The organism is Massilia sp. P1_C10 (assembly GCF_056406475.1).
On the sequence record NZ_JBFUAC010000005.1, the window covers coordinates 1 to 18661 of the forward strand.

19 protein-coding genes are annotated in these 18661 nt (G+C 66.0%); 9 read left to right on the forward strand and 10 right to left on the reverse strand.

All coding sequences use genetic code 11. The annotated features are described in order from the left end of the window. The 8 genes from AC1D02_RS12285 to AC1D02_RS12320 all read right to left on the reverse strand — a co-directional run. The coding region (locus AC1D02_RS12285; RefSeq protein ID WP_477317170.1) for a transposase at positions 1 to 194 on the reverse strand (194 nt) is incomplete at its 3' end. Beyond that, a complete protein-coding gene (locus tag AC1D02_RS12290) occupies positions 191 to 1021 on the reverse strand; it encodes a ferritin-like domain-containing protein (protein ID WP_477317172.1) in 831 nt (276 codons plus the stop codon). The genes AC1D02_RS12285 and AC1D02_RS12290, both read right to left, overlap by 4 nt. Further along, on the reverse strand, positions 1018 to 1788 hold the full coding sequence (locus tag AC1D02_RS12295; RefSeq protein WP_477317174.1) for a TOTE conflict system archaeo-eukaryotic primase domain-containing protein: 771 nt from the start codon (positions 1786 to 1788) through the stop codon (positions 1018 to 1020). The genes AC1D02_RS12290 and AC1D02_RS12295 overlap by 4 nt, the downstream gene beginning before the upstream one ends. A 7-nt stretch (positions 1789 to 1795) precedes the next feature. Further along, a complete protein-coding gene (locus AC1D02_RS12300) occupies positions 1796 to 2248 on the reverse strand; it encodes a GNAT family N-acetyltransferase (RefSeq protein WP_477317176.1) in 453 nt (150 codons plus the stop codon). Beyond that, positions 2245 to 5010 carry an Hsp70 family protein gene (locus AC1D02_RS12305; protein ID WP_477317178.1) on the reverse strand — a complete coding sequence of 922 codons (2766 nt, stop codon included), beginning with the start codon at positions 5008 to 5010 and terminating at the stop codon, positions 2245 to 2247. The genes AC1D02_RS12300 and AC1D02_RS12305 overlap by 4 nt, the downstream gene beginning before the upstream one ends. Next, complete coding sequence (locus AC1D02_RS12310; protein WP_477317180.1) at positions 5010 to 6857, reverse strand: Hsp70 family protein; 1848 nt, start codon at positions 6855 to 6857, stop codon at positions 5010 to 5012. Before AC1D02_RS12310 ends, AC1D02_RS12305 begins: the two co-directional genes overlap by 1 nt. Then, entirely contained in the window at positions 6854 to 7420 is a 567-nt protein-coding gene (locus AC1D02_RS12315) for a DUF2760 domain-containing protein (RefSeq protein ID WP_477317182.1), read from the reverse strand. The genes AC1D02_RS12310 and AC1D02_RS12315 overlap by 4 nt, the downstream gene beginning before the upstream one ends. A gap of 292 nt (positions 7421 to 7712) precedes the next feature. Continuing rightward, complete coding sequence (locus AC1D02_RS12320; protein WP_477317184.1) at positions 7713 to 8306, reverse strand: hypothetical protein; 594 nt, start codon at positions 8304 to 8306, stop codon at positions 7713 to 7715. 220 nt (positions 8307 to 8526) lie between these two features. On the opposite strand from AC1D02_RS12320, the gene AC1D02_RS12325 reads away from it, so the two are divergent. From AC1D02_RS12325 to AC1D02_RS12335, 3 genes are read left to right on the forward strand one after another with little or no spacing between them, the layout of a single operon-like run. Then, a complete protein-coding gene (locus tag AC1D02_RS12325) occupies positions 8527 to 10113 on the forward strand; it encodes a TadE/TadG family type IV pilus assembly protein (protein WP_477317186.1) in 1587 nt (528 codons plus the stop codon). Beyond that, entirely contained in the window at positions 10113 to 10592 is a 480-nt protein-coding gene (locus AC1D02_RS12330; protein ID WP_477317188.1) for a TadE/TadG family type IV pilus assembly protein, read from the forward strand. The genes AC1D02_RS12325 and AC1D02_RS12330 overlap by 1 nt, the downstream gene beginning before the upstream one ends. A 55-nt stretch (positions 10593 to 10647) precedes the next feature. Beyond that, positions 10648 to 11193: a TadE family protein gene (locus AC1D02_RS12335; RefSeq protein WP_477317190.1), complete on the forward strand. Its 546-nt coding sequence runs from the start codon at positions 10648 to 10650 to the stop codon at positions 11191 to 11193. Between the two features lie 213 nt (positions 11194 to 11406). Here the strand turns inward: AC1D02_RS12335 and guaA are convergent, their stop codons facing one another. Both guaA and guaB read right to left on the reverse strand, forming a co-directional pair. After that, on the reverse strand, positions 11407 to 13017 hold the full coding sequence (gene guaA / locus AC1D02_RS12340) for a glutamine-hydrolyzing GMP synthase (protein WP_477317192.1): 1611 nt from the start codon (positions 13015 to 13017) through the stop codon (positions 11407 to 11409). 84 nt (positions 13018 to 13101) lie between these two features. Beyond that, positions 13102 to 14562: an IMP dehydrogenase gene (gene guaB, locus AC1D02_RS12345; protein WP_477317194.1), complete on the reverse strand. Its 1461-nt coding sequence runs from the start codon at positions 14560 to 14562 to the stop codon at positions 13102 to 13104. Positions 14563 to 14776: 214 nt separating this feature from the next. Between guaB and AC1D02_RS12350 the strand changes: the two genes are divergently transcribed. From AC1D02_RS12350 to AC1D02_RS12375, 6 genes are all read left to right on the forward strand, one after another. Continuing rightward, entirely contained in the window at positions 14777 to 15280 is a 504-nt protein-coding gene (locus AC1D02_RS12350) for a DUF4124 domain-containing protein (RefSeq protein WP_477317196.1), read from the forward strand. Positions 15281 to 15529: 249 nt separating this feature from the next. Continuing rightward, positions 15530 to 16501 carry a hypothetical protein gene (locus tag AC1D02_RS12355; RefSeq protein ID WP_477317198.1) on the forward strand — a complete coding sequence of 324 codons (972 nt, stop codon included), beginning with the start codon at positions 15530 to 15532 and terminating at the stop codon, positions 16499 to 16501. A gap of 11 nt (positions 16502 to 16512) precedes the next feature. After that, positions 16513 to 16932, forward strand: coding sequence for a CsgE family curli-type amyloid fiber assembly protein (locus AC1D02_RS12360; protein ID WP_477317200.1), 420 nt, complete (start codon positions 16513 to 16515; stop codon positions 16930 to 16932). Positions 16933 to 16952: 20 nt separating this feature from the next. Continuing rightward, the gene (locus AC1D02_RS12365; RefSeq protein ID WP_477317202.1) at positions 16953 to 17381 is read left to right on the forward strand and encodes a curli assembly protein CsgF; all 429 of its coding nucleotides are present in this window, start codon (positions 16953 to 16955) and stop codon (positions 17379 to 17381) included. Next, positions 17378 to 18241, forward strand: a complete 864-nt coding sequence (locus AC1D02_RS12370; protein ID WP_477317204.1) for a CsgG/HfaB family protein — start codon at positions 17378 to 17380, stop codon at positions 18239 to 18241. Before AC1D02_RS12365 ends, AC1D02_RS12370 begins: the two co-directional genes overlap by 4 nt. Continuing rightward, positions 18238 to 18657, forward strand: a complete 420-nt coding sequence (locus AC1D02_RS12375) for a hypothetical protein (RefSeq protein ID WP_477317206.1) — start codon at positions 18238 to 18240, stop codon at positions 18655 to 18657. Before AC1D02_RS12370 ends, AC1D02_RS12375 begins: the two co-directional genes overlap by 4 nt. The last annotated feature ends 4 nt before the right edge of the window (positions 18658 to 18661 follow it).

Sequence of the window (18661 nt, forward strand, 5' to 3'; positions counted from 1 at the left end):
AGCTTGAAGTCGGCGCTATACGGGCCGACCTGATTGCCCGCGATGAACGTGCCATGAGCCTGGAACCAGCTAATCCAACGATGGACCATCGAATGCGCAAGCCCGCGCTGCCTGGCCAGCTGCTTGTAGCCTATATCGCCATCAAGATACTGACGGACGACGGCCAGCTTGAATTGCTCGTCATACTTTGTCATAAACCACCTAAAAGTTGGCGTCCAACTTTTAGGTGGCACTTCAGACCAGACCCCGGCAGCGCGAGCAGTTCGTCCTCGGTAAAGCCCGCGCGGCGGCGCGCTTCGAGGTTGAACGGGCCGCGCAAAGTGGGCGCCGCGTATTTTATCGCCAGCTCCGCGTACGTCGCGCGCGGCTCCAGTCCGCGCTGCAGGCACAAATAGCCATACCAGCGGTTGCCGATTTCGACGTGCCCCACTTCGTCGCGCAGGATGATGTCGAGGATGCGCGCCGCCTCCATGTCGCCGGCCTGCGCCAGCTTCGCCCGCAGCGGCGGGATTGCATCGAGGCCGCGCGCCTCCAGGGTACGCGGCACCAGCGCCATGCGCGCCATCACGTCGTCGGTGGTCTTGGCGACCATCTCCCACAAGCTGTCGTGGGCCGGAAAATCGCCGTACTCGTAGCCGAGCGTCTTGAGGTGAACGGCCAGCATCGAGTAATGGGTCGCCTCCTCGCTGGCCACGCGCAGCCAGTCGAGGTAGTACTCGTCCGGCATACCGCCGAACCGCGCCAGCGCATCGAGCGCCAGGTTGACCGCGTTGAATTCGATGTGAGCCAGCGCGTGGACCAGCATCGCCCGCCCTTCCACGGTCACCATCGAGCGCCGCCCGACCAGGCGCGGTGGCACCAGCTCCGGACGCTGCGGCCGGCCGGGGATCTCGCCGCTCATCGCGATCGCGGCGCCGGCGTCCACCGGGGAGCCGGCCATTGCCGCGACGGCCGTCATCTTGGTCGCCGGGTCCGGCTCCAGTAGCGCATCAAGCGCCAGGGCGCGCAACGACCGGCTCATCGATCGTCCGCCTTGATATGGCGGAACGTCGGTTCGATGTTCTTCGAGTGCAGATACTTCACGATGTCTTCGATGGTGGCGTCCTTCAGCAGCAAGCCCGCGGCGACGGGCGCAACCTGCGCCGCCATCGGCGCCTGGTCCGGCCGCAGCGTTTTCAGGGCCTGCGCGAACTCCGCCGGCGTGATGCTGGACAGGCCTTCCAGGAAGCCGACCTGCGCGCTGATCGGCGGCGCCATCTCCAGGCCCGGATCCTCGGCGAACGAAGCGCCCATGCTCGGATGGATGAACGCCGCCCACTTGCCGTTGGCCTGGCGGCATGGCGGCGGCTCGGCCCAGCGGCGAGGCTGGTCGTCGACCCGCGCCGGCGACTCCGGCAGGCAGGTCTTGCGCAGAAGGTGCAGGAACTCGCGGGCATCGGCCACCGGTACCGGCTCGGCCAGCGACAGCCATAGCGCATAGCCGCTGCGTCCCGTGATGCTCACCGCGGGCGCCGGAAGCTTCAGCTGCTCCTGCAACGCATTGGCAACCACGCACAGGTCGCGCCAGTGCTGCTCGCCCTTGCCGGCGTCCGCAGCGTCGAAATCGAGCACCAGCGCACGCGTCAGGCCTTGCTCCGTCACCAGTTCGAGCGAGATCGAACGCACGCCCAGCAGGTGCTGTTCGAACACGGACGTCGACAGGGACGCCGGCGCCGCGTCGCCGTGTTCGCGGTATCGCTGGCCATCCATCAGGTACAGCCGCTTGATTTCAGAGATGAGTTTTTGCATAGTCCAATCAAATGGGAGAGTCGCCGATGCGCTTTTCGAGGCGAAGCGCAGCGCCGCCGTCTTCATAGTACTCTTCGTATTTGCCAAACACGGTGTAGCCCGCGCGCTTGAACAGCGCTTGCGAGGCCGCGTTGTCGACGCTGATTTCGAGCCGGACCTTCGTCCGTCCGCGCTCCCTCGCCGCCGCTTCGGCCGCCGCCACCAGCGCCAGGCCGACGCCCTGCCCCTGGGATGCGCGATCCACCGCAATCGAATAGATGCGCGCGATGCGGTGACGCGCGTTGAAACGCACGACGACGTGGCCGCGCAGCACGCCGTCTCGCTCGTCGAGCAGAATTACGGCCGCATCACTGCGCAGGAAGTGGCGCATGCTGCGGCGATTCACCGCGTCGCAAAAAAAGCTTGACTGCTCAAGTATCTCCAGCCGATCGAGATCGCTCAATAGTGCTGTGCGAATCACGCCGCCGGTCCTTCGATCAGGGTCAGTCCGGGCGGCAGCGAATCGCCCAGCATGCGCTGTTCGACCGCCTGATCCAGGCTGCCTGCCTCGCGCACCATCGCAATCCACGTCGGCGCGGCGCCGCTCGATGCCAGCCGCTCGATGATCCTTGTTCTGAGCTCGTCGGACACCTCGCGCGAGCGGTCCCCGGTCATGCGCGCAATGTGCGCCGCGGCGAAGGCGGCGGCGTCGACGCGCTTCCAGTCGAATCCGAGAATCGCCTCCAGCCAGTCAGCGACCACCTCCGGCGGCACCACTTCATGCGCGCTGCCGTGGAACGGCTGGCGCGCGCCGACACGGCCGAGCGCCGCCAGCGCCTGCGCATCGGGCGCCGCCTTCAGCACCTCAAGCAGCCAGGCGCCGATCTCGATCTTGTAGTCGGCCGGGATGCGCTCGAGCGTCGCGGCCAGCCGCATCATCTCGTCGCGGCTGGCGCGCACCAGCGTGACCGGACGCTTGCCGCGCTCTGATTTGTCCAGCTGCACATTGAATGCGAAGTCATCGAGCAGGCGCAGTTGCGCGTCCTTGTCCAGGCCGCCGGCGACGCGCCGCCACAGCGTCCACCACTCGGTACTCGCCTGCGCGTTCGAATGATGCTGGACGCCGGTTTCGAACATCGCCCACAGCTGCTCGATGCGCCACGGATCGAGGGCGTAGCCGAAGCCGGGACGCAGGCAGTATCCGGCCAGGTTCAGCCACACCGTTTCGTGTTCGGCCGAGCGCCGCCGTCCGCGCGCGCGTTGCAGCAAGGCGTCGAACAGCTTGCGCAGCAGGGGCGTGTGCCATTGCTCGCGGCCGCCGAGCAGCTTTTCCAGGTCGCGCCGCAGCTGCCTGACTTCCTTCGGCGGCACTTGCTGGCCGCGGCTGCCGAACACCCGTTCGACCTTCTCGATGGCCTGGTCGAAGTGCGGCGGCATGGGATAGATGGCCTCCACTGCCTCGGACTCGGCGCCATCGCCGCGCAGCTGGAACTCGAGCAGCCAGCGCTGGCGCGGATCGTCGGTGGCGACGCAGTGCATCTCGAGCGTGCCGACTTCGGTGAGCGAGGTCGCCAGCCGGATCGGGATCTGCTGCTTGCTGCCGCCGCGAAGGACGGTCTCGATCGGCGGCAAGGGCGCGTAATCGCCTTCGTGCAAATCGATGACCTGGCCCACCACCGGCGGCGGCTGATTGCCCGCATCGGCAGTCGACGAGACAAGGTGAAACCGCACCGGCCGGCCAAGACGCAGCGCGAACACGCGATCGTCGAGCACGATCTCGCGACCTTCCTCGCTGCCGCGTGGCAGAACGCAAATGGCCTTCGCACCATCGTCGAGAACAAGGAAATAGCTGCGCGGCGAACCGCCGCCGATTTTCGGCGCCAGCCCCTCGCGTGCCAGCGCATACGCAACCGCGCCGCGGGCGACGGCGACGTCGGGATTGTCGTTGTGCAGAAGCCGCAGCGGCTCGCCGCGCCACGCCGCCAGCGTTTCTTCGAGCCGGCTGGCCAGGGCCGCGGCGCGGAAAACGCCACCGTTCAGCAGCAGCGTGTCGGGAACGGGCCGCGTTTCACCGGCTGGCAGGCCGAGCGCCTCGCGCGCGGCCGCCGCGTGCTGCGCGAGGAAGCTGGCGACGTGGCGCGTGATCGCCGCATCGCTGGCATACGGCAGGCCGAATTCGACGATGCCTGCGCGGCGATGCTGCGCCTGTTCGGCCGGACCGACCTTCGGGAAGAAGCCCTCGATGATAGCGCGCGCCACCTCGTCGCGCGTCAGCGTCGCCGAACGGCTGCCGCCAATCAGTTTGGCGCCGGCGCCGAGCAGCGTCACCTGCACCTGCTCGGGCGCGCCGGCGGCGAGCAGTTCCTCTTTTGCGGCGCGGGATCGCTCGACCAGTTGCGACAGCCGGCCGGCCGACAAGCGCCCGCCTTCTCCCGCGTTCAGGCGCGCTTCGACCATGTGCGCCAGCACCAGGTCCATGTTGTCACCGCCCAGCATCAGGTGCTTGCCGACGCCGATGCGCGTTAGTGTCGGCTCGCCTCCGCCCAATTCCACCTTGATCAGACTAAGATCGGTCGTGCCGCCGCCGACATCGCAGACCAGCACCAGGCGCGTATGCGCGAGATCGGTCTCGAGGCTGTCGCGATGCCGGAACAGCCAGTCGTAGAAGACCGCTTGCGGCTCCTCCAGCAGCCGCACGGCCGGCAGGCCCGCCTGTTGCGCGGCACGCAGCGTCAACGCGCGCGCACCCTCGTCGAACGATGCGGGGACGGTCAGCACTACCTCCTGCTGCTCCAGAGGCGCATCCGGAAAGCGTGCGTTCCACGCCGCGCGCACGTGAGCCAGGTAGCTCGCGCTGGCGTCGACCGGCGACACCTTCGGCACGTCGGCCGGAGCGCCCCATGGCAGGATCGGCGCCAGCCGGTCCACCGCGGCATGCGACAGCCAGCTCTTGGCGCTGGACACCAGGCGGCCAGGGACCTGCGCGCCAAGCTTGCGCGCCAGGGTTCCGATCACGTGGCCTTCTTCGGACGCCCACGGCAGCTGCAGCGCGCCTTGCGCCAGTTCGCCTTCGGCCGGATGGAAGCGCAGCGACGGCAGCAATGGCCGGGCCTTGATCTCGCCGGGAGCGACCAGCTGTTCGATGTCGAACAGGCGGATGGCGTCGGCGCCGGCTTCGGCAAAGGCCACCACCGTGTTGGTGGTGCCGAGGTCGATGCCGACGACGTGGCGTTTGCGCGTCATCAGGCCTGGCTGGCGCCGCGCACGTCGAATTCGACGTCCCAGCGTTCGCCGCCGCTGCGCGGTACTGCCGACAGCTCCAGGGTGCCGGCTTCGGTGACCCTGGCCTGCAACTTCACCTGGACGATCTCGCCGGCCTGCCTGCCGTCGGCCGGCAGCGTGGCTTCGATTTCATCGAGCTCCTGCAGTTCGTCCGGGCCCCAGAAATCGAGCTGGGTGCCCATCTGGTCCTGGCGCCGCACCGACGACCCGAAGAAGCGGAAGTGGACCGGCTCACCCACCACCAGGCCGAATTCCTGCTCCATCGGCACCGCTTCCGCGCCCTCCTCCATGCCGAACGGCGCCACGCACAGCGCGGTGATCGGCGGCTCCATGCCGGGGATGGCGGGCATCGACGATTCGATCGCGACGTAATAGGAGCGCGCCGTGCCGCCGCGAATGCGCACGCCTTCGCCGCGCTTGACGTAGCCGTAGTAGGCGGCGCCGCGCGCCACGGCCAGGTCGAAGTCGGCGCCTTCCAGCACGCGCGCAGGGGCCGCGCCGTCGGCAGCCAGCCATGCGTTCAGCGTGGCCAGCGTGCGTTCGACGAGCAGCGACGACTTGAATATGCCGCCGTTGAACAGCACCGCGGTCGGATGCAGGAAGCTCGCCGCCGGATCGACCTTGCCGGCGAAGCCTTCGAGTTCGCTGATCGCTCCGACCTGCCGGCCGAGGAAACCGGCCAGGTGGCGCGTGATGCCGGCGTCCTGGGCGAACGGCAGACCGAGCTGGGTCAGGCCGGCGCGGGTGCGCACGGCGGGCCGTGCCGCGGCGTCGACCTGCGGGAAGAAGCCTTCGAGGATCACGGAAGTGACCTCGTCGCGCGTCAGCTCGGTGCGGATCGAGCCGCCGATCAGCTTCGAGCCGCGGCTCGGCACGACGATCGGTACCGAGGCAGCGCCGGCATCGGACAGCAGGCTCTCCTTGGCGGCGCGGCAGGCGTAGGTCAGTGCGCGCATTTGCCATGCATCGAGCTGGGTGCCGGCGCCGGCGAGCTTGCGCGCCACCACGTGCGCCAGCGTCAGGTCCATGTTGTCGCCGCCGAGCAGGATGTGATCGCCTACCGCGACGCGGTGCAGTTCGAGGTTGCCCTCACGCTCGACCACCGCGATCAGCGAAAAGTCGCTGGTGCCGCCGCCGACGTCGACGACGAGGATGATGTCGCCCGGCTTGACCTCCTTGCGCCAGCGGCCCTGGCTGGCCTGGATCCAGTGGTAGAGCGCCGACTGCGGCTCTTCCAGCAAAGTGAGCGAATCGTAGCCGGCGGCGCGCGCCGCCTCGGCCGTCAGCTCGCGCGCCGCGGGATCGAACGACGCGGGGATGGTGACGGTGACGTCCTGCTCGCGGAACGGCGCCTCGGGATGGGCGTGGTCCCACGCCTCGCGCAGGTGGGTCAGGTAGCGGATCGACGCTTCCAGCGGCGAGACGCGCGCCACTTCCGGCGGCGCGTCGTTCGGCAGGATCGCCGCGCGGCGGTCGACGCCCGGGTGGCACAGCCAGCTCTTGGCGCTGGCGACCAGGCGGATCGGCGTCGTCGCGCCGAGCTGGCGCGCCAGCTGGCCGACGACGTAATCCTGGCCGCCGATCCACGGCAGGTCGAGGTCTCCGGGCGCTGTTTCGGCCGGGTGCGGCAAATACAGGAACGACGGCAGCAGGGATTGGCCTTCGACCGCACCGGGCGCCGTCAGCTGGGGAACCTCAAGGACGCCGTGCACCGTCTTCTCGCCGTCGCTCGCGGCCAGGTCGGTGAACGCGAGTGCGCTGTGGGTGGTGCCGAGGTCGATACCGATGGCGAAGCGCGGCGCGCTCACAGTTCGACCTCCGCCGGCGCCAGGATCGTCGCGTCGTGGCTGCCGACCAGTTTCGGCAGGCGCACTTCGGTGGCGCGCCAGCCGCGGTGACTCAGGCTGCCGTTGAACGGCGCGGCACCGACCACGTTGCCGGTCAGGCGAACGGCGGCGGCGTCGAAGCCTTCGTTCAGGGTGATGCGGCTGCCTTCGGCCTCGGTGCGCACGCTGGCGATCGTGAAGTGCTCGGCCAGCACCTTGCGGCAGCCGTCATGCACCACGCGCGCGGCGGCGCCGATCTCGGCGTCGGAAAAGCCGGACAGGTTCTCCTGCACGAAATCGATCAGGCGCGCGTCGCGCTGGAGCAGGCTTAATAGCTGGAGCGCGGCGTCAGGCGACGCTTGCTTGATGATCGGCGCGGTGGCCTTCGGCGGCTCGGCCGGTGTCGGCTCGGCCACGACCTGGTCGATGCGCTCGACGCGGCCGGCAAAATCCGCATCGGACAGCGTGCGGAAAAAATTGCCGAAAGCGAGAGAAATGCGCCGGCCCAGCGATGGCTGCGCAATATTGGAATTCGAAGTGGACATCTGGTGTTCCTGTTTGCTGGATTATTCTTGGGCGGGTGGCGGTGCAATCGCGCGGCAGCATCGGTTAGATCGAACGAAACGTCGATGCATGCGCCGGCAGGCCAGTTGGGAAACCGCGGAAGGTGTGATTTTAACCTGCCGCCGCGTTCTCAGCATTGAACCGGAACGGAGTGCTTTTTCTGTTACCTGAGCCCGACCACGAATTTTTTCACATCGACATGGATCGCTCTGCCCCGGACGGTTGCGGCGGCGGCACGATCTGCCTGCGGCGTAGCGAGGCGGCGCCCGCAAATTACTCCGCCGGCATCGGTGCGAGAGCCGAGGCGGGAGGCTTTTTGCTCGTCACGAGCAATTCCGAGAGAGCGATGCTCCACACTAACCATGCACACAGCATGTAATGAATCGGCGGCTGGCTGGCCTTGCCAACCAGAAGCGCCACTAGCGCGACAGCGGCAAACACGCCGCAGGAGAGATAACAGTGATCGCGGCAGAAGCCGATCCTGGACCAGGGCAAGAAGCTGAAGGCGGTGGCGACGACCACAAGCAAGGTAAATATTCCAGCCCGGGCCGTCAAGCCGAGCACTGTTCCCATCGCCGCCAGCGCGAGCAAGACGGGTAAATCATTGATGCGAAACAGCGGGCGGCCGGAGCGCCGGACCGGACCGCCGTTCTGCGCGCCAGGAACCCACCATCGCCGGAAGCGGCGGATCGCGACCGCGAAGATGAAGCCGCCGATCGATGATCCCAGCAGGTGCGCCCGGACGCCGGCGCCAACCGCACTCAACTGGGCCGCGAGCAGCGCCCAAGCGAACCCCGCAAAAACGAATGCGCTGAAGGCAAAATTGGCCGCCAGCGGGTTCGCGTCGCTATGCGCATTTGTCATCATCGCTCCTTGAAGTCGAGCGGACCGGTTGGACGCCCGCTTGCGATTTGTTTTGCCGTCCGGACAGTTTGCGTCACTCAACAACGCGCCTCAAGCACACGTTTGCCCTTGCTTGCGCGCGCTCAGTGGCGCTCGAAATTTTCGTTCCGGCACCCGGATGGTCGAATTTCGCTTCCCCTAGCCAGTGTTTTTCCGAAAGATTGCCGCAGATCAAAAAACAGGAATGCTTGCGGTATTAGACTTTTTCTTGATCGAGCTTAATTTTTTTTTTGCGGAATCCATGAGGTCCGTCAACGTGGGAGAAAAGCGAATGAAGGAGATGGCCAGGCGATCGTTCCGTTATGCCCGTTGCGCGGCGAACGGGGCACGGCCGCGGCGCGGAGATTGCGGACAGCGTGGCGCTGTTGCTGTCATTTTCGCCGGCAGCCTGGCAGTTCTCATCGGCTTCATCGGCCTGGCGCTGGATCTGTCGCGCGTCTACAACCGGAAAGCGGAAATGCAGGGGCTTGCCAATACGATTGCCATCGCCGCGGCGAAGCGGTTGAACGGAACCGCGGCCGGCATCGACGACGCGCGGGCGGCGGCCCGTGATATCGTCGAAACCAGCCCCTACAAACCCAGCTACAACTACACCGCCGCGATGGCCTGGTCCGACACGGCGATTCAATTTGGCCAGGGGCCGGACGGCGGAATTGGCGGCTGGCTCGATTCAACGGCCGCGTCCGCAGCGCCTGGGGCGTTGATGTATGTCAGAGTGGACACCCGGCGCCTCAATCCGGAGTATGGCAATGTCAACCTGTACTTCATGCCGGTGCTGCCCTCCACTCCTGGGTCGGTCGACGTCGGCCACGTCGCGGTCGCGGGCAAGAGCCGTCTGAGTGTGACGCCGCTCGGCATTTGCGCGATGTCGCCCACCGCGGCAGCGCAGCGGTCCAACCCATCGGGGAACAACGAGCTCATCGAATACGGATTCCGGCGCGGCGTCAGCTATGATTTAATGAATCTCAACTCCCAGGGCACGGCGCGCGCCAACTTTCTGATCGACCCGATTTCCAAGCCCGGAAGCGGCAGTGCGGCATCCAACTTCGATTTGGCGACGGTCGGGCCGTACGTTTGCACGGGAACCGTGGCGCTGCCAAAGATCACCGGCGGTTCGGTGAGCGTGCAGGCCGGATTTCCCATCGGCTCGCTGTTCAATCATCTCAATTCGCGCTTCGCACTGTACGGCGGGCAATGCGACCCCAATGCCGCGCCCCCTGATTCGAACGTGAAGCAATACCCCGCCGCTACCCTGGGCTGGATGAACCCGAAGCCGACGCTGCAGGCGGCCAAGCCGTACAGCGGTAACGGCATCCTGCAAACCATTGCCGATCCCGTTCCGGCCATCGCCCCGACGCAAACGCTGATTGGACCGCTGTGGGCGTATGCCCGCGCGGTGCCATGGTCGTCTGCCGGGCAGACCGAGCCTGCCAGCGGATATACGCCGTTCGCCGCGACACAGGCGATCTGGAACTCCCTGTACAACAACGGACCCACGATGAGCAGCTATCCGGCTGGCGCCGCCAGCACGCCGTATTTCATCGGCGGGGCCTACGGGCTGTTGCCGCCAACGGCGTACCGTCCCGGGATAAAGAACCGGCGCGTGCTGAATATTCCCCTGCTGGCCTGCCCGGTTGCCGGCTCAGTCGCCAACGTACTCGCGATCGGGAAGTTCTTCATGACGGTGCAGGCGGACGCCACCACAATCAGTGCGGAGTTCGCCGGGGCCGCGAGCGAGGCCCAGCTCAGCGGACCAGTGGAGCTATATTGATGAAGAAATCGGTTCGACAAGCGAGACGACGTTCGCGCGGCAGCGTGGCCGTGGAATTTGCCGTGCTGCTGCCATGGATGCTGATCCTGCTCGCGGCCCCCCTTCTTTTCGGGCGGGTTTGTTGGCATTACGCGGTAGCGCAAAAGGCGGCCCAGGACGCGGTCAGGTTCCTGGCGTCGGCCAACCAGGCGGAGATCAAGACGCCCGGCCCCGGCGGCACCGAAGCACCGGTCGCCGCTGTGGCCCGGGCAATCGTCATGGAGGAGATAGCGGAACTGAACCCCGGCCCTTTCAGTCCAGGGGTGGACGTGCTGTGCGACGGGCACACGTGCTTCGGATTCCAGATCCCGGTGAATGTCACGGTGAGGATCAGCATTCCCATCTATGACGAGCTGTTGGGCCCGCTTACCTCGGACTTCACCGGCGGCGAGCAAATCCTCCTCAACCCTGTGGCGACGACCAACTATGTGGGCAACTAACCGACGCGGCGCACCTTTCCGGGGCGCACGCCGCCCTGCGCAGCGGGGATTCGCCATGGTGGAGTTCGCGCTGATCGCGCTCGCCTACTTCATGCTCTTGTTCGGGATAATCGAACTGGCGCGGATCATGTACATGTACAACACGCTCGCCCAGGCAACCCGCATCGCTGCGACGGCCGCGGCGAATATCGATTTTAACAACGCGGCCGCTCTCGACCGCACCCGGCTGCAAGCGGTGTTCCGGACCACGCCGGGTACCTTGGCCGTCGGCGATCCCGTCACTGATCAGAACATCCGCATCGACTATCTTTACTTGGCCCGGCAGGGTAACGGATCGCTTGCCATGACGCCGATCCCGGCCGGCTCCCTGCCGGCTTGCCCCTCACGAAATCGCCACAACTGCCTGGTTGACCCCTACAGCAGCACCTGCATTCGCCTGGTCCGCGCCCGCGTGTGCACCGGAAACGCCAACAGCTGCGATGCCGTCCAATACGAACCGCTATTCAAATTGCTGCCCTTCCATTTTTCCCTGCCGACGTCGCCGACAATCGTCACGGCCGAATCCTTGGGATACAGCCCGGGCGATGCGCTGTGTAACTAGGCATTATTTCCATCACGAAATCGTTGAGTGTCATGCCGAAGCCCCAGCCGTCGGCGAAGTTTTTCCGTGTAATCCTGACACATCGCGACAGGCACACCAATAACTGCATCGGATTGTCGAAACTTTGCTGGGCGCACAAAAGAAAGCCCCTGAAAATCAGGGGCTCGGGGTTGTTCAGTCGGTGTCGCTTGCTTTAGCTAGCTCGGCTGTACGTCACTCCCACTCGATGGTGGCTGGCGGCTTGCCGGAAATATCATAGACAACCCTATTAATCCCGCGCACTTCGTTGATGATCCGGTTCGACACCTTGCCCAGCAGGCTGTGCGGCAGGTGCGCCCACTGCGCCGTCATGAAGTCCAGCGTCTGCACCGCGCGCAGCGCCACCACCCACTCATAAGTGCGGCCGTCGCCCATCACGCCCACCGACTTCACCGGCAGGAACACCGCGAACGCCTGGCTGGTCGCCTCGTACCAGTTGCGCGGCAGCTCGCCCGAATCGATGCCTTCGATCGGCGCCGCCTCGAACACCGTGTTGCGCAGCTCTTCGATGAAGATCGCGTCGGCGCGGCGCAGCAGGTCCGCGTACTCCTTCTTCACTTCGCCCAGGATGCGCACGCCCAGCCCCGGACCCGGGAACGGATGGCGATACACCATGTCGTGCGGCAGGCCCAGCGCCACGCCCAGCTTGCGCACCTCGTCCTTGAACAGTTCGCGCAGCGGCTCGAGCAGCTTCAGGTTCAGCGTCTCCGGCAGGCCGCCCACGTTGTGGTGGCTCTTGATGGTCTGGCCCTTCTTGCCCTTGCCGGCGCTTTCGATCACGTCCGGATAGATCGTCCCCTGCGCCAGCCAGCGCGCATTCGACAGCTTGCCCGCCTCGACCTGGAACACTTCGACGAACTCGCGGCCGATGATCTTGCGCTTCGCTTCCGGATCGGTCACGCCGGCCAGGTGGCCGAGGAACTGCGCTTCGGCGTCGATGCGGATCACCTTGACGCCCAGGTTCTTGGCGAACATGTCCATCACCATTTTGCCTTCGTCCAGCCGCAGCAGGCCGTGGTCGACGAACACGCAGGTCAGCTGGTCGCCGATCGCGCGGTGAATCAGCGCCGCGGCGACGCTCGAATCGACCCCGCCCGACAGGCCCAGGATCACTTCATCGGTGCCGACCTGCGCGCGAATCTTCTCGACCGCTTCGCTGATGTAGTCAGGCATGTTCCAGTCCGACTTGCAGCCGCAGATCTCGTGCACGAAGCGGCCCAGCATCGCCTTGCCCTGCACCGTGTGCGTCACTTCCGGATGGAACTGCACGCCGTAGAAGCGGCGCTCCTCGTCGGCCATCGCGGCGATCGGGCAGCTCGGCGTATTGCCCATCAGCTTGAAGCCCGGCGGCATCTCGACCACCTTGTCGCCGTGGCTCATCCACACTTTCAGCATGCCGTGACCCTCGTCGGTGACGAAGTCGTTGATGCCGTTCAGCAGCGCCGTATGGCCGCGCGCGCGCACCTCGGCGTAACCGAATTCGCGCACCAGGCCGTTCTCGACCGTGCCGCCCAGCTGGGCCGCCATGGTCTGCATGCCGTAGCAAATACCCAGCACCGGCACGCCCAGCTCGAACACCGCCTGCGGCGCGCGCGCCGACTCGCCTTCCAGCGTGGAGCTGTGGCTGCCCGACAGGATCACGCCGGCGGCGCCGTAGTTGCGCACGAACTCGTCGCTGACGTCGTACGGAAACACTTCGGAAAACACGCCCGAGTCGCGCACGCGGCGCGCGATCAGCTGGGTGACTTGGGAACCGAAATCGAGGATGAGGATTTTTGAATGCATGTGGGGCGCTGTCTCTACTCTAGTAAAACAAAACGGAGGCGGGAAATGCAAACGCGGCGAACTGGGTCGCCGCGTTTCTGGTGTTTACTCGGAACGGTAGTTCGGAGCTTCCTTGGTGATCTGCACGTCGTGCACGTGCGATTCCTTCATGCCGGCCGAGGTGATCTCGACAAATTCGGCCTTCTCGCGCAGCTCTTCGATCGACGCACAACCGCAGTAGCCCATCGACTGGCGCACGCCGCCGACCAGCTGGTAGATGATCGCCAGCACGCTGCCCTTGTAGGCCACGCGCCCTTCGATCCCTTCCGGCACGAACTTGTCGGCCTTGGCCGAGGCGTCCTGGAAGTAGCGGTCGGCCGAGCCGTCCGCCATCGCGCCCAGGCTGCCCATGCCGCGGTACGACTTGTAGCTGCGGCCCTGGTACAGGATCACTTCGCCGGGCGCCTCTTCGGTGCCGGCGAACATCGAACCCATCATGACGGTCGATGCGCCCGCGGCAAGCGCCTTGGAAATGTCGCCCGAGAAGCGGATGCCGCCGTCGGCGATGCACGGCACGCCGGTGCCCTTGAGCGCGTCCGACACGTTGGAGATCGCGGTGATCTGCGGCACGCCGACGCCGGCGACGATGCGGGTGGTGCAGATCGAGCCCGGGCCGATGCCGACCTTGACCGCGTCGGCGCCGTATTCCACCAGCGCCAGCGCGGCGGCCGCGGTGGCGATGTTGCCGCCGATGACATCGACGTGCGGGTACTTGGTCTTGATCCATTTCACCCGGTCGAGGATGCCCTGCGAGTGACCGTGGGCGGTGTCGACCACCAGCACGTCGACGCCGGCCGCGACCAGCATGTCGATGCGTTCCTCGTCGCGCTGGCTGACGCCGACGGCGGCGCCGACGATCAGCTTGCCGAGCGCGTCTTTCGACGCGAACGGGTGCTCATGCGACTTCTGGATGTCCTTGACGGTGATCAGGCCGCGCAGTTCGAACGCGTCGTTGACCACCAGCACGCGCTCGAGGCGGTGCTTGTTCATCAGGCGCTTGGCCTCGACCGGGTCGGTGTCTTCCTTGACGTAGACCAGCTTTTCGCGCGGCGTCATCTTGGCGCGCGCCTCGGCGTCCAGTTCTTCTTCGAAACGCAAATCGCGGTTGGTGATGATGCCGACCACGGTCTTGCCCTCAACCACAGGGAAGCCGCTGATGCCGTATTGTTCGGTGAGCTTGATCACGTCGCGGATCTTCATGTCCGGCGGGATCGTGATCGGGTCGCGCAGCACGCCGGCCTCGAAACGCTTGACGCGCGCCACTTCGCGGGCCTGGTCCTTCGGGCTCAGGTTCTTGTGGATGATGCCGATGCCGCCCTCTTGCGCCATTGCGATCGCCAGGCGGGCTTCGGTGACGGTATCCATCGCGGCCGACAGCAGCGGGATGTTCAGCGAAATATTGCGGGTCAGGCGAGTCTTGAGGGAAGTGTCGGCTGGCAGAACGTTCGAGTAAGCCGGGACGAGCAGCACATCATCGAACGTGAGTGCTTTTTGAAGAAGACGCATAGTGTTGTTTTCCTATAGGCGCAAAAGCGAATTATACAGAAGTTCCTCTCCCTCGTCCGGAGGCCGCCGTTTTTTTGCCGGTGTTGCGGCGTTTCGGGGTCTGACCCCATCGGTCAGACCCAGGTGTAACACTTTGGTTCATCCTGAGGTTTGCGATTGACAGCGGCCTGAAATCATAGTGTAGTGACGTACGGCAACTGAACTGGAATCTGCAATGAACCACCCTCCCCTCGGACGCATCGCCGCCGCGGTCGTCCTGCTGGCCTTTACCACGCTGGCGCAGGCGCAATACATCTGGATCAACGAGAAAGGCGTGAAGGAATATTCCGACCGCTCGCCGCCGCCGTCGATCCCGTCGAAGAACATCCTGAAGGCGCCCGGCGGCGTGCCGGCCGCTGCTGATGCGCCGCCCGCGCTGACGCCGGCCGCGGCTGCTACATCGGCTGCCAGGCCGGCGCCGAGCCTGGCCGACCGCAACGCGGACTACAACAAGCGCCGGAAGGATCAGGCCGAGCAGGCGAAAAAAGCCGGCGACGAGGCAAGCCAGAAAGCGGAAAAAGCGGAGAACTGCAGCCGCACCCTGGCCGCCAAGCGCTCGCTCGATTCCGGCGCACGCATTTCGACGGTGGACAACAACGGCGAGCGCCGTTTCATCGATGATACGGAACGCGCCCGCGAAGCCGCCCGGGCCGACAAGATCCTGGCCAGCTGCCGCTGAACGCGGCGATTCAACCGCGGCGGCCGCGCTCCAGCGGCCGCGCCTGCGCCCCCGTTTCCACCTGCATACATTCCCCAAGAAACAAGTCCGGAACGCAAGGTTTGCCTTGATCCGGCTTGATCCCCCGCTCTCCGACCACTGACAACGGTCAAACTCAGCAGTGAACTCGTCGATAGACTCAATTCATGCAATCCGTTTGCACGTTTGCCAACGAAGCAACCGAATCGTTTCCCCCCAAAGGAGTTCACCATGCACCTCAGACTTTCGGCGACGGCCGCCGCCGCTATTCTCACCTGCGCGGGCGCCGCCGCGTGGGCCGGCCCCATCGTCGTCACCAGCCAGACGGGCGTCGGCAACAGCGCCTACGTCGAGCAAAGCGCGGTCGACGACACCACCACCGCGCGCATCATCCAGGTCGGCAACAACAATTTCGCCGGCGACCCGGCCGGCCACGTTCCCGGGATTTTGCAGTCCAACATCATGACCCTGACCGGGCAATCGGCCAGGATCGAGCAGTACGGCAATGACAACCGGGCCGCGATCGCCCAGACCAACGGCATGGTCGAATACATGGGCGCGATCACGCAGAAGGGCGACCAGAACGTGGCCAGCCTGGTCGAGGACCAGTACTTCAATTCCGAAACGTCGATCGAGCAGAACGGCAATAACAACACCGCCAACCTGGTGCACCACGACACCGGCGGCGGCGGCGGCTGGACCTTCCAGACCGGCGACCGCAACGTCGTCAACATCATGAACGACGGCCTCAACGACGCGTCGACGCTGACCCGCCAGACCGGCAACGACAACCAGATCGACGTGTGGCACACCACGTCCGGCCACTCCGCCGTCCACATCGAACAGACCGGCGACCGCAACACGGCCTACACCAGCCAGACCGGCGGCAGCTTCACTTCGGCCCTGACCTTGCAGAACGGGATGGACAACCTCGCGATCGTGATCCAGGCCGATGCCCAGGAAGGCTTCGCCAATATTACCCAGACCGGAAACGGCAACCTGGCGGGTGTGGCGCAAACGCTCAGTTTCAACGAGGCCACCATCGCGCAGACCGGCGACTTGAACAATGCCGGCATCCTGCAAGAAGGAAACACCACCTTCGCGCCGAAGAACACCGCCTACATTACGCAAGCGGGCAACGGCTTCACCGCATCGATCCTCCAGTCCGGCAGCGACAACCACGCCGGGATCTATCAGCACTGAGTGAGGCCGCCATGTCCGTCGTCACGCGCTGGCTGCGTTCCCCCGTCCTGTGGCTGGCCTGCTCCGTGGTGCAGGCCACGGCGCAGGATGCGGCCGACTCCGTGGCCGACGCCACCGGCATTGTGACGAGCCAGGCCATCACCGTCGCCGGGCGCGAGTTCAGCGACTACTTCACCGCCGCCTGGCGCGACAAGCAGGACAGCGAGCGCTACACGCTGGCGATCCACGAGCGTCCCTCGGCCCGTTCCGGCAGCCAGGTCTGGATCGAGTTTTCCCATCGGCGCGTGTTCCAGATGCAGTTGCCGGCATCGCGCGCGGCGCTCAAGGGGCGCGCGGAGCAAGCCGCCGAAACCACCTGGCGGGCGGTGCTGGAGGCCGATGGGCAGAGCCGCCTGATCCACGACGCCGATCTGGCGCGCGATGAAATCTGAAGTGAAGTAAAGGAGCAACCATGTCCACCCAACCCGCCTGGCGCCACGTCGCAGCCGGCCTCGCACTTCTCACCGGCAGCGCCTGCGCCGCCGAACTGGTCTACCTGCCGGTCAACCCGAACTTCGGCGGCTATCCCGCCAACGGGCCCGGCCTGCTGGCCTCGGCCGCGGCGACCAACAAGCACAAGGAGGAACCGCTGGGCGGATCGTCGCCCTTCAACCAGTCGCCGCTGGCGCAGTTCAACCAGACGCTCGAGCGCACCGTGCTCAGCCAGCTCGCCGCCGCCGCCACCTCCAAGCTGATGGGCCAGGACGGCAAGCTGGTGCCGGGCACCTTCACCACCGCCAACTTCATCATCACCGTCACCGACCTGGGCGGCGGCATCCTGCGCGTGACCACCACCGAAAAATCGACCGGCGTGACCACCACGTTCGAGGTGGGCCAATGAGCCCGCGCCGCGCCGCAGCGGCGGCGGCCCTGCTGCTGGCGGCAAGCGGCTGCGCGGTCCGGCACGCGCCGTCGGACGTGCGCACCGACGCCCAGCGCGCACCCGTCACCGGCGTCACGCGCGACCTGCTCAGCCTGCCGCCGCCGAGCGGCAAGGTCACCGTCGCCGTGTACGGCCTGCGCGACCAGACCGGCCAGTACAAGCCGGCGCCGGACAGCTCGTTCTCCACCGCGGTGACGCAGGGTGCGTCGTCGATGCTGGTCAAGGCCCTCAAGCAGTCCGGCTGGTTCATGCCGGTCGAGCGCGAGAACCTGCAGGACCTGCTCACCGAGCGCAAGATCGTGCGCGCGCTCGAAATGCCGCAACCGGCCGGCGCCCCGGCGGTGCAGATCCCGCCGCTGATCGCCGCCTCGGTGCTGATCGAAGGCGGCATCATCGCCTACGAAAGCAACGTGCGCACCGGCGGCGCCGGCGCCCGCTTTCTCGGCATCGGCCTGTCCACCCAGTACCGGGTCGACCAGGTCACCGTCAACCTGCGCAGCGTCGACATCCGCGGCGGCCAGATCCTGCAAAGCGTCTCGACCACCAAGACCATCTACTCCTACGAAATCCACCCCAGCATCTTCAAGTTCGTCAACGTCAAGGACCTGGTGGAAATCGAAGGCGGCATGACGCGCAACGAGCCGACCCAGCTGTGCGTCAACGAGGCCATCGAAGCCGGCGTCGCGCACCTCATCGTGCAGGGCATCCGCGACGGCAACTGGGCCCTGAAGGACCCGGCCGCCTGGTCGCACCCGGTGCTGCAGCGCTACGCGGCCGAGGGCGACAGCCGTTTCGACGTTCAAAAGGTGGCGCTATGAAAACCCTGATCGCCGCGCTCTGCCTGTGCGCCTGGGGCGCGGGCAACGCCGCCGACCTGGCGCCGCCGGAGCTCGCATTCAGCGGCAAGCCCCAGGCCGCCACCTTGCTGCAGGAAGGCATCGGCAACGTCTTCGCCGTCGAACAGGCGGGACGCCGCAACGCCATGGCCGGCGCTCAGTCCGGCCTGCACAACCACGCCACCGTGGAACAGTTCGGCAACGACAACCAGGCGTCGATTCATCAGGAGGGACAGGACAACGAGGCCAGCATCGGCCAGCACGGCTTCGGCAACCGCGCCGAAATCGAGCAGGTCGGCAACCTGAATACGGCGCGCATCGACCAGTTCGGACAACACGGATCCGCGCGCATCACCCAGTACGGCAGCGGCAAGACCGCCACCATCGTGCAGCATTAAAGGA